The organism is Plantibacter sp. Leaf1 (assembly GCF_001421315.1).
In the GTDB taxonomy this organism is placed as follows: Bacteria; Actinomycetota; Actinomycetes; order Actinomycetales; family Microbacteriaceae; genus Plantibacter.
Window position 1 is genome coordinate 1,591,376 of the sequence record NZ_LMJX01000002.1, and the last position, 12,347, is coordinate 1,603,722.

12 protein-coding genes are annotated in these 12,347 nt (G+C 70.0%); 10 read left to right on the forward strand and 2 right to left on the reverse strand.

The window, feature by feature from the left end; all coding sequences use genetic code 11:
• Window positions 1-142 precede the first annotated feature (142 nt).
• The gene (locus ASE44_RS09685; protein ID WP_056914189.1) at window positions 143-1,576 is read left to right on the forward strand and encodes a DUF6421 family protein; all 1,434 of its coding nucleotides are present in this window, start codon (window positions 143-145) and stop codon (window positions 1,574-1,576) included.
• A gap of 58 nt (window positions 1,577-1,634) precedes the next feature.
• Here the strand turns inward: ASE44_RS09685 and ASE44_RS09690 are convergent, their stop codons facing one another.
• Both ASE44_RS09690 and ASE44_RS09695 read right to left on the reverse strand, forming a co-directional pair.
• Complete coding sequence (locus ASE44_RS09690; protein WP_157579845.1) at window positions 1,635-2,402, reverse strand: hypothetical protein; 768 nt, start codon at window positions 2,400-2,402, stop codon at window positions 1,635-1,637.
• Window positions 2,399-3,043: a SatD family protein gene (locus ASE44_RS09695; RefSeq protein ID WP_056779266.1), complete on the reverse strand. Its 645-nt coding sequence runs from the start codon at window positions 3,041-3,043 to the stop codon at window positions 2,399-2,401. The genes ASE44_RS09690 and ASE44_RS09695 overlap by 4 nt, the downstream gene beginning before the upstream one ends.
• A gap of 163 nt (window positions 3,044-3,206) precedes the next feature.
• Here ASE44_RS09695 and ASE44_RS09700 point away from each other — a divergent pair, with 163 nt between their 5' ends.
• The 9 genes from ASE44_RS09700 (at window position 3,207) to ASE44_RS09740 (ending at window position 12,269) form a co-directional block, all read left to right on the forward strand.
• On the forward strand, window positions 3,207-4,607 hold the full coding sequence (locus ASE44_RS09700; RefSeq protein WP_082455932.1) for a sensor histidine kinase: 1,401 nt from the start codon (window positions 3,207-3,209) through the stop codon (window positions 4,605-4,607).
• The gene (locus ASE44_RS09705) at window positions 4,604-5,314 is read left to right on the forward strand and encodes a response regulator transcription factor (RefSeq protein WP_056008962.1); all 711 of its coding nucleotides are present in this window, start codon (window positions 4,604-4,606) and stop codon (window positions 5,312-5,314) included. The genes ASE44_RS09700 and ASE44_RS09705 overlap by 4 nt, the downstream gene beginning before the upstream one ends.
• Before the next feature lie 63 nt (window positions 5,315-5,377).
• A complete protein-coding gene (locus ASE44_RS09710; RefSeq protein ID WP_056008965.1) occupies window positions 5,378-6,382 on the forward strand; it encodes an aldo/keto reductase family protein in 1,005 nt (334 codons plus the stop codon).
• Window positions 6,383-6,559: 177 nt separating this feature from the next.
• On the forward strand, window positions 6,560-7,444 hold the full coding sequence (locus tag ASE44_RS09715; protein WP_056008968.1) for an ABC transporter ATP-binding protein: 885 nt from the start codon (window positions 6,560-6,562) through the stop codon (window positions 7,442-7,444).
• 107 nt (window positions 7,445-7,551) lie between these two features.
• On the forward strand, window positions 7,552-8,595 hold the full coding sequence (locus ASE44_RS09720) for an ABC transporter permease (protein ID WP_082456069.1): 1,044 nt from the start codon (window positions 7,552-7,554) through the stop codon (window positions 8,593-8,595).
• Window positions 8,592-9,035 (forward strand): hypothetical protein, encoded by a 444-nt coding sequence (locus tag ASE44_RS09725; RefSeq protein WP_056779269.1) that lies wholly within the window; start codon window positions 8,592-8,594, stop codon window positions 9,033-9,035. Before ASE44_RS09720 ends, ASE44_RS09725 begins: the two co-directional genes overlap by 4 nt.
• A 146-nt stretch (window positions 9,036-9,181) precedes the next feature.
• Window positions 9,182-10,270: a low specificity L-threonine aldolase gene (locus ASE44_RS09730; protein WP_056779272.1), complete on the forward strand. Its 1,089-nt coding sequence runs from the start codon at window positions 9,182-9,184 to the stop codon at window positions 10,268-10,270.
• Window positions 10,271-10,357: 87 nt separating this feature from the next.
• Window positions 10,358-11,803 (forward strand): threonine synthase, encoded by a 1,446-nt coding sequence (thrC, locus tag ASE44_RS09735; protein WP_056779276.1) that lies wholly within the window; start codon window positions 10,358-10,360, stop codon window positions 11,801-11,803.
• A gap of 121 nt (window positions 11,804-11,924) precedes the next feature.
• Window positions 11,925-12,269, forward strand: a complete 345-nt coding sequence (locus ASE44_RS09740) for a hypothetical protein (RefSeq protein WP_056779278.1) — start codon at window positions 11,925-11,927, stop codon at window positions 12,267-12,269.
• The last annotated feature ends 78 nt before the right edge of the window (window positions 12,270-12,347 follow it).

Here is a 12,347-nt window from a genome sequence, read left to right on the forward strand (position 1 = left end):
CACGTCCGCGGCGCGAATGCCCGGATGTTGCAGCGAAGTCGCTCTCGACGCAAGAAACCACCGCCTGCTCCGCCCGTACGCTCGAAGGGATCGCCTCCCACCCCGTGAGGCGGCATCTTGCACAGCGGTCAGGAGGTTCACCATGTCGAACGTCGCCACCACCAACACGAAGAGCATCGTCGGAGAGCCGGAGGTCGTCGAAGACGGCGCAGCACTCGCCGCGGACCCGGCCTGGGTGGAGCTCAAGACCGCCGCGACCGCCGTGCAGACCGTCCAGGTGAAGGACGGATCCATCCCCGAGGTGGGCGACCACGCCGCGGCCGCAGCGCACGTCGCGACGATCGTCGCGAGCGTCACGACCCTGGCCCCGCGCTTCCCCCACGACGCCGAGTACCTCGAGGCCCTCGTCACCGACCTGGAGCGCTGGGCACGAGACGGGTTCGGCGTCCCGGACTTCCTCGACTCCCTGGTCGCCTTCCACCCGGAGCAGCACCGGGTCGACGGCCTCCGTCATCTCGTCGTGTTCCCGATGGTCACGCAGAACGGCTCCCCGGACCGCCACCTCGAGGCGGTGCTCGTCGAGGTCATCTGGCCGGAGTTCATCGCCGCGCTCGAAGCGGGTGACTACACGAACGCGCTGTTCGTCCCCATCCGGTTCCTCGACTTCACCCCCGGCTACGACACGAACTCCGCGGTCCTGTTCCCCGAGACGGTCGCCATGCGCGCGATCCCCCCGTTCACCTGGGGCGCGATCTTCCAGGACCGCGAGGCGGCACGCTACCGACGCGTCGTCCGTGCCGCAGCCGAGATCACCAAGCTCGACCTCCCGGCCGACGCCGCCTCCCTCCTCGACGACCAGCAGTTGGCCGAGGAGACCTTCGTCATGTGGGACCTCATCCACGACCGCACGCACATGCGCGGCGACCTGCCCTTCGACCCGTTCATGATCAAGCAGCGGATGCCGTTCTTCCTCTACTCCCTCGAGGAACTGCGCTGCGACCTCACGGCCTTCCGCGAGTCCGTGCAGCTGGAGCGGTCCCTGACGCTCCGCTCCGAGACGGAGACACTCGACGCAGCCGACGCGGCCATCCTCGGGCACGCGAAGCTCGTCCAGTACGCGATCATCTTCGACCGCATCTTCCGGTTCGCGATCACCGGCTCTCGGGTCCGCAATTACGACGGGGTGGGCGGGCAGCTGCTCTTCGCCTGGATGCACCAGCACGGCGTGCTGCACTGGACCGACACCCGCCTGACCATCGACTGGGATGAGGTGCCCGACGTGGTCGTCCAGCTCGGGGAGAGCATCGACGAGCTGTACTGGCGCTCGATCGACCGCCCGAAGACGGCCCACTGGCTCGCGGCGTACGACCTCGTCCGGACCACACTGACCCCGCATCCCGCGTCGAACTGGGCGCGCGGATTGTCCGACGAGATCCTCAGTGGCCCGCCGCGTGGGCTGACCGACGCGGTCCTCGACGACGAGTTCCCGCTGTCGATGTTCTACGAGGCGCTCGGCAAGAAGATGACCGACGTCATCTCGTCGACCGCCGGGATCACGGGGCGTTCCGCGGCCTGACCCGACCATGCCGCGGAGGAGCCCGGAGCAGCCCGCACCCTGCGTGCCGCTCCGGGCTTCAGGCTGTGCCCAGGCCGGCGAGCGCCACCGCTCCGCCGACGAGCGCCCAGCTGGCGAGGCTGCCGACGATGAAGAACTCGGCCTTGGATCCTCCGGCGGAGTCCTTCGAGATCTCCGGGAAGCGGATGATGCCCTTCGCCGCGACGACCGCCCCGATCGCCGTGAACTGTCCGGCCAGGGCGAGCGCGAGGATGAGGATGCGCTCCAGCGGTCCGATGAGTCGCCCGCCGGGCAGGGGGAGTTCGAGGACGTCGTCGGGACTGCGGAACAGGACGGCGCCGTCGCCGGTGCGCCGTTCCTCCGCCGTCTCCTTCGCGGTGAGCGGCGCCAGCGCCAGTCGGACGACCACGTTCGCCGATTCGATGAGGAAGAGGGTGGAGGCGGCGACGATGGCCGCGACCTCCGGTGGCACGGCCGTGAGGCCCGCGTACGGCAGCGCGTCGTACCAGGTGACCAACAGCCCCTCCGGCGACGGCTGCGCCGAGCCGAGGGCCAGGACGGCGACGACGAGGAGACCGAGCAGACCGACGACGGCCGCCGCCGCGCGGTGCCGTCCGGGCCGGGTGGCGAGTTGCCAGACGGGGACGAACAGCAGCACGGCCGCCCAGGCGCCGATCCCGACGCCCAGGGCGACGATCGTCCCGAGCACGAGACCGACGGCGGTGCCGAGCAGTCGATCCCGGCGCCAGCCGAGCGCCGCGCCCAGCACGAGCCGCGCGACGTCCGAGACACCGACGGCGATCAACAGGGTGGCGACCACCATCATCCGAGTACCTCCGTCATCAACCGCTGTCCTTCGAAGACGGCCAGCACCCCCTGCGCCCGCACGGTCTGTGAGACCGCGGAGGCTGACACGCCTTCACGCTCGGCCAGCTCCCGTTGCGTCCGTCCCGACAGCTTGCCGAGCAGGAGCCTACGACCGCGGTCCGACATCGTCCCCACGAGGTGATCGCGCCCGAGGAGGTAGGCGTTGACCAGCGCCTCGTCCGGGGCGTCGTCGCGGGTGCCGCCGACGGCGAACCAGGTCCGGAGTTCGGGCAGTCTGGCGTACTCGTGGGCGCGGGCCCGGTCGATCGCCGCTCGCGCCGCCCACCATCCGGGACCGTCCTGCAGCGGGACGTTCGGCCCGGCGCCGATCTCCCTGACCGCTCCGAATCCCAGGCCGAAGCGACAGTCCACGCCGGCGGGCAGTTCGAGGCGCACCAGCAACGACGCGAGGAGTGCGGCGGGGAGGTCGGAGAAGACCGCTTGGAACTCGTCGCCGACGGTCGGGACGAACGGTTGTCTGGCCGCGACCCGCTCACCCGCCTGCGCGAGCGCGTGTTCGACGGTCCGCTGCAGGGCGACGCGGTCCTCGTGCTCCTTCGACCTCGAGATGTCGACGATCACGGCGATGGAGGCGTTCATGAGTGAAGCCTATCTCTTCACTCAGTCAAAATGAAGCGTGAGACTTCAGTCTTGCGAAGTGAAGCCAGGAGCTTCAGGACGATCGTGGGAGTCCGGACCCGCCGCCGCGCGCTCCTCCGCACGACGGATGTCCGCGCGAGGGCTCCGCGCTAGCGTTGACGGCATGAGCGACTCCGCCGCCGAGCAGCACGAGGAACGCCCGGTCGACCCGTACGACGCCGAATGGCGACGACCACCGGCCACCGCCGCGGAGCTGCGATCCGACGTCGTCCTCGCCATCGCGCTCGGCGTCGGCACCCTCCTGAGTCTCACGCTCTACACGATCGCCGGCTTCTACGCCGAGCCCGCCCCGATGTGGGCCTCGGTGCTCTGGGCGATCGGTATCACCGCTCCCCTCGCGTTCCGTCGCCGCGCCCCCTGCACCGTGTCGGTCATCGTCGGGGTCATGTTCATCATCGGCGGCACGGTGCTCGTCCCCGAGGTGCTGTTCACCAACATCGCCCTGTTCATGGCCATCTACACGGTCGGCGCCTGGGTGTCGGACCGACGTCGTGCCGTGCTCGTCCGGGTGCTCATCATCTTCGCCATGTTCGCCTGGCTGCTCGTCTACATGTTCATCCAGGCCACCGACCCCTACGCCCTCCCGAACCTCTCCAGGGTCGGCCTCTTCTCGCCGCTCGTCGCGTTCATCCTCATCCAGATCCTCACAAACATCCTGTACTTCGGCGGCGCCTACTTCTTCGGCGAGCGCGCGTACCAGTCCGCGAGGGAGCGGGCGGTGCTCGAAGCGCGGACGATCGAGCTCGAGCAGGAGCGCGCGCGGTCTGCCCGGCAGGCGGTCGCGCTCGAACGGGTGCGGATCGCCCGTGAACTGCACGACGTCGTCGCCCACCACGTCTCGGTGATGGGCGTGCAGGCGGGGGCGGCGCGCACCGTGCTCGATGCGAACCCCGCTGCCGCGCGCGACGCCCTCACGAACGTGGAACTCGGCGCCCGGAGCGCGATCGACGAACTGCGGAAGATGCTCGGCACCCTGCGGGCGGACGGCGACACGAACCCGGAGGACGGACCCTCGACGGTGGGCGTCGGCCGGCTCGGGCAGCTCGCCGACGAGTCGAGCGCGAACGGCCTGCCGACCCGGTTCGAGCGCATCGGTGCTCCGGTCCCCATCCCCGCGGTGGTCTCCTTCAACCTGTACCGGATCGCGCAGGAGGCGTTGACGAACGCCCGGAAGTACGGCGGCACCCACGCGACGGCGGAGCTCCGGCTCCGCTACCTGACCGACGCCGTGGAGCTCGAGGTGACCAACACGGGCACCGTCCCCGCGTCGGCCAGACCTGGCGGGCTCGGGCTCATCGGCATGCGCGAGCGGGTCGCATCCTCCGGCGGTGTCCTGGAGGTCGGTGCGCGCACCCGTGGTGGCTTCCTCGTCCGCGCGGCCATCCCGCTCGGGCGATCCGGCGACCAGGCGATGGAACCGGTCGGCCCCGCACGGGACGACACCAGGGCGCTGTCGTCCGCAGCAGCCCACCCCTCGACCCCGATGACGGAGGACCCCGCATGACCGAGCACCCCACCCGCATCCTCCTCGTCGACGACCAGGAACTCCTCCGCGCGGGGTTCCGCATCATCCTCGGCTCACAACCGGGCGTCGAGATCGTCGGCGAGGCGTCGAACGGTTCCGAGGCGGTGGCACTCGCGACGACGCTCGCGCCCGACGTCATCTGCATGGACGTGCAGATGCCCGGCATGGACGGCCTCGAGGCCACCCGTCGGATCGTGGCCGACCCCGAGGTGCACGCCGCGGTCCTCATCCTCACCACCTTCGATCGCGACGACTACCTGGCCGAAGCGCTCCTGGCCGGCGCGAGCGGCTTCCTGCTGAAGAACTCGTCCCCGGAGGAGCTCGTGGCGGCGGTGCGGGTGATCGCCGACGGTGAGGCGCTGCTGTCCCCCGCGGTCACCCGTCGGGTCATCGAGGGCTTCACCCGGCAGAACGCGGCGGCCACCGATCCCGCTGCCGGCCAGACACCGACCCCGACCGTCCGCACGACCGGCTCCGACTACGAGCAGCTGACGGAGCGCGAGCGCGAGGTCCTGCACCTGGTGGCCCAGGGGCTGTCGAACCAGGAGATCGCGACGACCCTCTTCGTCGGCGAGGCGACCGTGAAGTCGCACGTCTCGAAGGTGTTGCAGAAACTCGCCCTCCGCGACCGCATCCAGGCGGTCATCTACACCTACGAGCACGGGCTCGCCGCACCGCGCAGCTGAGGGTTCGCTCCGCCTCGGCGCAACCCCGTCCCCCGAACCGGCGGGAGGAGTACCGTGACGACCATGGAATTTCGATACCTCGGCAACAGCGGACTCAAGATCTCAGAGATCATCTTCGGCAACTGGCTGACCCACGCCTCACAGGTGGAGAACGACGTCGCGACGGCGAGCGTCCGGGCCGCCCTCGACGCGGGCATCACCACCTTCGACACCGCGGACGCGTACGCGAACACGGCGGCGGAGCAGGTGCTCGGCGACGCTCTCAAGGACGAACGACGCGCGAGCCTGGAGATCTTCACGAAGGTCTACTGGCCCACCGGCCCCAAGGGACACAACGACGTGGGCCTCTCCCGCAAGCACATCATGGAGTCGATCGACGGGTCGCTCACGCGCCTCGGCACCGACTACGTCGACCTCTACCAGGCGCACCGCTACGACAGCGAGACGCCGCTCGAGGAGACGATGCAGGCTTTCGCCGACGTCGTGCGTGCCGGTAAGGCCCTCTACATCGGCGTCAGCGAGTGGAACGCGGAGCAGCTCCGCGCCGGTCACGCGCTCTCGAAGGAGCTCGGCTTCCAGCTCATCTCGAACCAGCCGCAGTACTCGATGCTGTGGCGCGTCATCGAGGAGGAGGTCGTCCCGACCTCCCGCGAGCTCGGCATCTCGCAGATCGTCTGGTCGCCGGTGGCGCAGGGCGTCCTCAGCGGCAAGTACCTCCCGGGTGCCGAGCTGCCGCAGGGCAGCCGCGCGACGGACGAGAAGGGTGGCGCCGACACGATCAAGCGCTTCCTCGACGACGAGGTGCTGACCGCCGTGCAGCAGCTCAAGCCGATCGCCGAGGAGCTCGACCTCACGATGGCGCAGCTGGCGCTCGCGTGGGTGCTCCACAACGACAACATCGCGGGTGCCATCGTCGGCGCCTCCCGCCCGGAGCAGGTCACGGCCAACGCGGCCGCGGCCGGCGTGAAGCTCGACGACTCGGTGATCGCCCGGATCGACGAGGCCGTCGCGTCCGTCGCCGAGACCGACCCGGCGAAGACCGTCTCCCCGGAGTCGCGTCCCGCCTGATCAGGCCACACGAGACGCCCGGCCTCCCCCGTCAGACGGACGGGGGACGCCGGGCGTCGTCGCGTCAACCCGCCCCGCGGGGGATGCCGGTGCACGCGAGACGGCCGTAGCGTGATGAGCAGACGGGGAGACCCCCGCCCCGGCCCCCGCCGGACACACGCTCACTGGAGGCGGCCGATGCTCGAACTCAGCCACATCGACAAGTCGTACGGCGAACGGAAGGTGCTCGACGACGTCAGCTTCCAGGTCGCTCCCGGACGCATGACGGGCTTCGTCGGCGGCAACGGGGCCGGCAAGACGACGACCATGCGCATCCTCCTCGGGGTCCTCACCGCCAACGCCGGAACCGTGACCCTCGACGGCACCGCCCTGACCCCCGAGGACCGCCGCCGGTTCGGGTACATGCCGGAGGAGCGCGGCCTGTACCCGAAGATGCGGGTCGAGGAGCAGCTCGTGTACCTCGCGCGGCTGCACGGCTTCACTGCGCACGCCGCGAAGCGGAACGCCGGCGAACTGCTCGAGCGTCTCGGCCTCGGCGAACGCCGGAACGACACCCTCGAGAGCCTGTCGCTCGGCAACCAGCAGCGCGCCCAGATCGCGGCGGCGCTCGTGCACGACCCCGAGGTCCTCGTCCTCGACGAGCCGTTCTCGGGCCTCGACCCGATGGCGGTCGACGTGGTCGTCGGCGTGCTCAGCGAGGTCGCGTCGGGTGGAGCGCCCGTGCTGTTCTCGAGCCACCAGCTCGACATCGTCGAGCGACTCTGCGACGACCTCGTGATCATCGCGTCCGGCACCATCCGGGCTTCCGGCTCGCGCGACACCCTCCGTGAGGCGCACGCCGGCAACCGCTACGAACTCCTCACCACGGCGGACACCGGCTGGCTCCGTGAACGGCCGGGCATCACGGTCGTCGACTTCGACGGCGGCTACGCGCTCTTCGACGCCGACGACGCCGCGGCCGCCCAGGCCGTCCTGCGCGAGGCGCTCGCCCACGGCGACGTCACGAGCTTCGCGCCCCTCCGTCCCACCCTCGCCCAGATCTTCAAGGAGGTCATCCAGTGAGCACCGCAACGCACACGCCGACCCAGTCGGGCGGACGCCGTCACTCCGGCCCCGCCACTCCCAGCCTCGTCCAGAGCATCGGCCTCGTCGCCGAGCGCGAGGTCAAGATGCGCCTCCGGAGCAAGACCTTCCTCATCTCGACGGGCATCCTGCTGCTCGTGATCCTCGCCGGCATCGTCGTCGGCGGGTTCATGGCCAAGAACACGGCGTCGGAGGCGACGAAGGTCGCGGTCGTGGGGAGCCCGGGCGGTGGACTCACCGAGGGCGCCGCCGGGAAGTTCGACATCACGGGCGCACCGGACGTCGCCACCGCCGAGCAGCTCGTGAAGGACGGTGACGTCGAAGCGGCGGTCGTCCCGAGCGACAGCAACGCGACCGGCTTCGAACTGATCTTCGCGACCGAGGCGGACCCGGCGCTCGTCTCCCAGATGAGCGTCCAACCCCAGGTCACGATCCTCGACCCCGACAGCGACGGGTCGGCGGGCTTCCTGCTCTACATCGTGTCGCTGGGCTTCGGGCTCGTGTTCTTCGTGTCGGCCACGACCTTCGGTGCGTCGATCGCGCAGAGCGTCGTGGAGGAGAAGCAGACGCGTGTCGTCGAGATCCTCATGTCCGCGATCCCGGTGAAGGCCCTCCTGGCCGGCAAGGTGCTCGGCAACAGCATCCTGGCGTTCGGTCAGATCCTCGCGATCGCGGCGTTGTCGGTCATTGGCCTGACGGTGACGGGTCAGAGCGAGCTGCTCGCCGGTCTCGGGACCCCGGTCGTCTGGTTCGTGGTGTTCTTCATCCTCGGCTTCATCCTGCTGGCGGCACTGTTCGCCGCCGCCGGATCGCTCGTCTCGCGGCAGGAGGACATCGGATCGACCACCACGCCGATTACGATGCTCATCATGATCCCGTACTTCGCCGTCATCCTCTTCAATGACAATCCGCTGATCATGACGATCATGTCCTACGTGCCGTTCTCGGCCGCCGTCGGCATGCCCGTCCGCCTGTTCGTGGGCTCGGCGCAGTGGTGGGAGCCGATCCTGTCGCTCCTCATCCTCGCGGTCTCCGCGGCGCTCGTCATCCTCGTCGGCTCGCGCATCTACGAGAACTCGCTCCTCAAAATGGGTGGGCGCGTCAAGATCTCGGAAGCGCTCAAGGCATGAGCGGGCTCGGCGGGATCGACGAGGTCTTCAACCCCGGTGCCTTCGAGGCGAAGCAGTTCCTCGATGCTGAGCAGCGCCTCCCCGCGCCCGCCCCGCTCGCCGGCGACCCGGTCGGCGACATCTACGGCGACGAGCCCATCGTGCTCGACCTCGTGGACGAGGACGAGGAGGACCAGGACGCACACCTGACGCCCGAGCAGGCCGCCGCGAACGCCGCCGCGAACGCGAACGCGACCCCGACCGTGGGTGACGACGACGAGCAGGTCGCGGTCGCGTCCTCGATCGCCGTGCACGCCCTCGCGTACGAGCACGCGCTCGCGCAGGAGACGCCGGACGCCGAACCCGAGCCGGGTGCGCACGCCGACGTCGACGCCGCGGTCGACGCGGTGTCGGAGGAGGTCGCGCCCTCCTCCGACGGCCCGCGTCACGCCGCCGACTGACCCTGCGTTCCCGTTCTCAGGACACCTCCGGCGCGTCGCCCACCCGTGACCCCGGCGCGCCGAAGGTCTCCTGAGAACGGTCATCACTGCAAGAAGTCGGAGTCGGACGCAAGGAAGCTGCGGGGAGCATACGACAGGATGGTCTGGTGACCTCTCTGCATGACTCCTCCATCCGCGGCTTCGCCTCCGACAACTACTCCGGGGTCCACCCCGAGATCCTCGAAGCCCTCGCGGCGGCCAACGGCGGCCATCAGATCGCGTACGGCGAGGACGACTACACCCGCCGCCTCCACGAGGTGTTCACCGACCACTTCGGTCGCGACGTCGCCGTGTTCCCCGTCTTCAACGGCACGGGCGCGAACGTCGTCGGTCTGCAGTCCATGCTCCCGCGCTGGGGGGCCGTCATCTCGGCGACGACCGCGCACATCAACTCCGACGAGGGCGGCGCCCCCGAGCGGGTCGGTGGCATCAAGCTCCTGACGGTCGAGGCTCCCGACGGCAAGCTCACCCCGGAGCTGATCGACCGCGAGGCCTGGGGCTGGGGCGACGAGCACCGCGCGCAGCCACTCGTGGTCTCGATCACCCAGACGAGCGAGCTCGGCACGCTGTACACGCCCGAGGAGATCCGCGCCATCGCCGACCACGCCCACGGGCACGGCATGAAGCTGCACCTCGACGGCGCCCGCATCGCCAACGCCGCGGCCGCGCTCGGGGTCCCGCTGCGCGCGTTCACCACCGACGCCGGCGTCGACGTGCTGTCGTTCGGCGGAACGAAGAACGGACTCATGTTCGGCGAGGCCATCGTCGTCCTCGAGCCCTCGGCGTCGGAGGGCCTGATCTACCTGCGCAAGCTCAACATGCAGTTGGCGTCGAAGATGCGGTTCGGGGCCGCGCAGCTCATCGCCCTGCTCGAACCCGCGGCCGACGGCGGCGACGGTCTGTGGCTGCGCTCCGCCTCCCACGCGAACGCGATGGCCGCTCGCCTCCGCTCCTCGCTCGAGGCCCTCATCGCAGCCGGCGAGGCGCCCGGTCTCGGGTTCAGCCAGCCGACGCAGGCGAACGCGGTCTTCGCGACCCTGCCGGCCGGGGTTCCGGACCGCCTGCGCGAGCGGTTCCGGTTCTACGACTGGGACGCCGCGAAGGGCGAGGTGCGGTGGATGTGCTCCTTCGACACCACCGAAGCGGACATCGACGCGTTCGTCGCCGCGATCCGCGAGGAACTCGCGCGCGGCTAGCTCCTGCGTGACGACCCACCCACGCGAGCCCAACCCCGATGTGGCAAGGTTGGTGGTCGGGCTTCCATCCGGATGAGAGAGACGGTCATGCACTATCAGTCGACGCGGGGACACGACCTGCCCCAGCACTTCTCGGACATCCTCCTCGGCGGGCTCGCACCCGACGGCGGGCTCTACCTGCCGGCGGAGTACCCGCAGCTGACGGCCGAGGAGCTCGAGTCGTGGCGCGAGCTCTCCTACGCCGACCTCGCCTTCGCGGTGCTGTCGAAGTTCGCGGACGACATCCCGGCCGCCGACCTCCAGGACATCACGCGCCGCACCTACACCGCCGAGGTCTACTCGAACGGTCGCCAGGGCGACGACGCGTCGCTCATCACCCCGCTGCGCACCCTCGGTGAGGAGGGCGGCACCGAACTCCGGCTCCTCGGCCTGTCGAACGGCCCGACGCTCGCCTTCAAGGACATGGCGATGCAGCTCCTCGGCAACCTCTTCGAGTACACGCTCGCGAAGAGCGGCGACGAGCTGAACATCCTCGGCGCGACCTCGGGCGACACGGGCAGCGCGGCCGAGCACGCCATGCGTGGCAAGACGGGCATCCGGGTCATCATGCTGAGCCCGCACGGCCGCATGAGCAGCTTCCAGCGCGCGCAGATGTTCAGCCTCCAGGACGACAACATCGTGAACCTCGCCGTCGAGGGCAACTTCGACGACTGCCAGGACATCGTGAAGGCCGTCTCGAAGGACGCGCCGTTCAAGGCGCTCCACGCCGTCGGCACCGTCAACTCGATCAACTGGGCCCGCGTGGTCGCCCAGGTCGTCTACTACGTGCACGGCTGGCTGCTCGCCACCGACGGTCCTGGCCAGAAGGTGTCGTTCTCGGTGCCGTCCGGCAACTTCGGGAACGTCTGCGCCGGCCACATCGCGCGCTCGATGGGGCTGCCGATCGACCAGCTCGTCGTCGCCACCAACGAGAACGACGTGCTCGACGAGTTCTTCCGGACCGGCGTGTACCGCCCGCGGTCAGCGGCCGAGACGCACCACACCTCCAGCCCGAGCATGGACATCTCGAAGGCGTCGAACTTCGAGCGCTTCCTCTACGACCTCGTCGGCCAGGACGCCTCGCGACTCGGTGAGCTGTTCCGTGCGCTCGACGAGGAGGGCGGGTTCGACCTCTCCGGCACGCCCGAGTTCGAGCGCATCAGCGAGTTCGGGTTCGTCTCCGGCCGCAGCACGCACACCGACCGGGTCGCGACGATCCGCGACGTGCACGAGCGCTACGGGGTCACGATCGACCCGCACACCGCCGACGGCGTCACCGTCGCGCGGCGCCACCTGCGGGAGGGCATCCCGATGCTCGTCCTGGAGACCGCGTTGCCCGCGAAGTTCGCCGAGATCGTCCGCGAAGCGCTCGGCGAGGAGCCGGAGCGCCCGGTGGCGTTCGAGGGCATCGAGGGCCTGGAGCAGCGGTTCGAGATCGTGCCGGCCGACGTCGACCGCATCAAGGCGATCATCGCGGAGCACAGCGGCCGCTGAGCCCTGGGCGTCGAGCCGTTGGCGTTCCGCGGGCCGCTCGGCGAGCAGCGCGGAGGATAGGCGTCCGAACGCCGTCGGCCAAGCCCGAGCGGCACGGGTCGAGGGTGCCTACGCTGCTCACATGACCGATCCCATGGATGCAGCAGCAGCAGATGCGCAGCGCGACGCCCTCGCGCACGGTGGCCCCGGTGCTCAGGCACACGTTCCGGGTGAGGACGCGACCGACAGTTCCGTCGGCGGTGTCGTCCCCGACGGCGACACGTTCGACCGCTCGGCCGACGACGCGGCACCCGGTGACGGCGGCCTGAGCAACGCCGGCGACGGCGTCGGCGGGGACGACGTGGTCGGCGACGCCGGACTCGACGGGGCCGACGACACCGAGGACTCGCTCGAGGACCTCGACGACGCCGACGACCTCGCCGACCACGCGCCGGTGGGCGACGACAACGGCGAGGGCCCCGAGTAGGAGGTCGCCGACCTCGGCTCCCCGACGGCGCTCACCGAGCCCGTCGGGGAGTCGCGGTCCCATCATCGACCCGGTCCC

What these genes read in the sequence shown, in the direction of transcription:
- ASE44_RS09705 (WP_056008962.1), top strand. Translation starts at nt 4,604, where the DNA reads ATGACCGAGCACCCCACCCGCATCCTCCTCGTCGACGACCAGGAACTC.
- ASE44_RS09685 (WP_056914189.1), top strand. Translation starts at nt 143, where the DNA reads ATGTCGAACGTCGCCACCACCAACACGAAGAGCATCGTCGGAGAGCCG.
- ASE44_RS09690 (WP_157579845.1), bottom strand. Translation starts at nt 2,402, where the DNA reads ATGATGGTGGTCGCCACCCTGTTGATCGCCGTCGGTGTCTCGGACGTC.
- ASE44_RS09725 (WP_056779269.1), top strand. Translation starts at nt 8,592, where the DNA reads ATGAGCGGGCTCGGCGGGATCGACGAGGTCTTCAACCCCGGTGCCTTC.
- ASE44_RS09695 (WP_056779266.1), bottom strand. Translation starts at nt 3,043, where the DNA reads ATGAACGCCTCCATCGCCGTGATCGTCGACATCTCGAGGTCGAAGGAG.
- ASE44_RS09710 (WP_056008965.1), top strand. Translation starts at nt 5,378, where the DNA reads ATGGAATTTCGATACCTCGGCAACAGCGGACTCAAGATCTCAGAGATC.
- thrC (WP_056779276.1), top strand. Translation starts at nt 10,358, where the DNA reads ATGCACTATCAGTCGACGCGGGGACACGACCTGCCCCAGCACTTCTCG.
- ASE44_RS09720 (WP_082456069.1), top strand. Translation starts at nt 7,552, where the DNA reads ATGCGCCTCCGGAGCAAGACCTTCCTCATCTCGACGGGCATCCTGCTG.
- ASE44_RS09740 (WP_056779278.1), top strand. Translation starts at nt 11,925, where the DNA reads ATGACCGATCCCATGGATGCAGCAGCAGCAGATGCGCAGCGCGACGCC.
- ASE44_RS09700 (WP_082455932.1), top strand. Translation starts at nt 3,207, where the DNA reads ATGAGCGACTCCGCCGCCGAGCAGCACGAGGAACGCCCGGTCGACCCG.
- ASE44_RS09715 (WP_056008968.1), top strand. Translation starts at nt 6,560, where the DNA reads ATGCTCGAACTCAGCCACATCGACAAGTCGTACGGCGAACGGAAGGTG.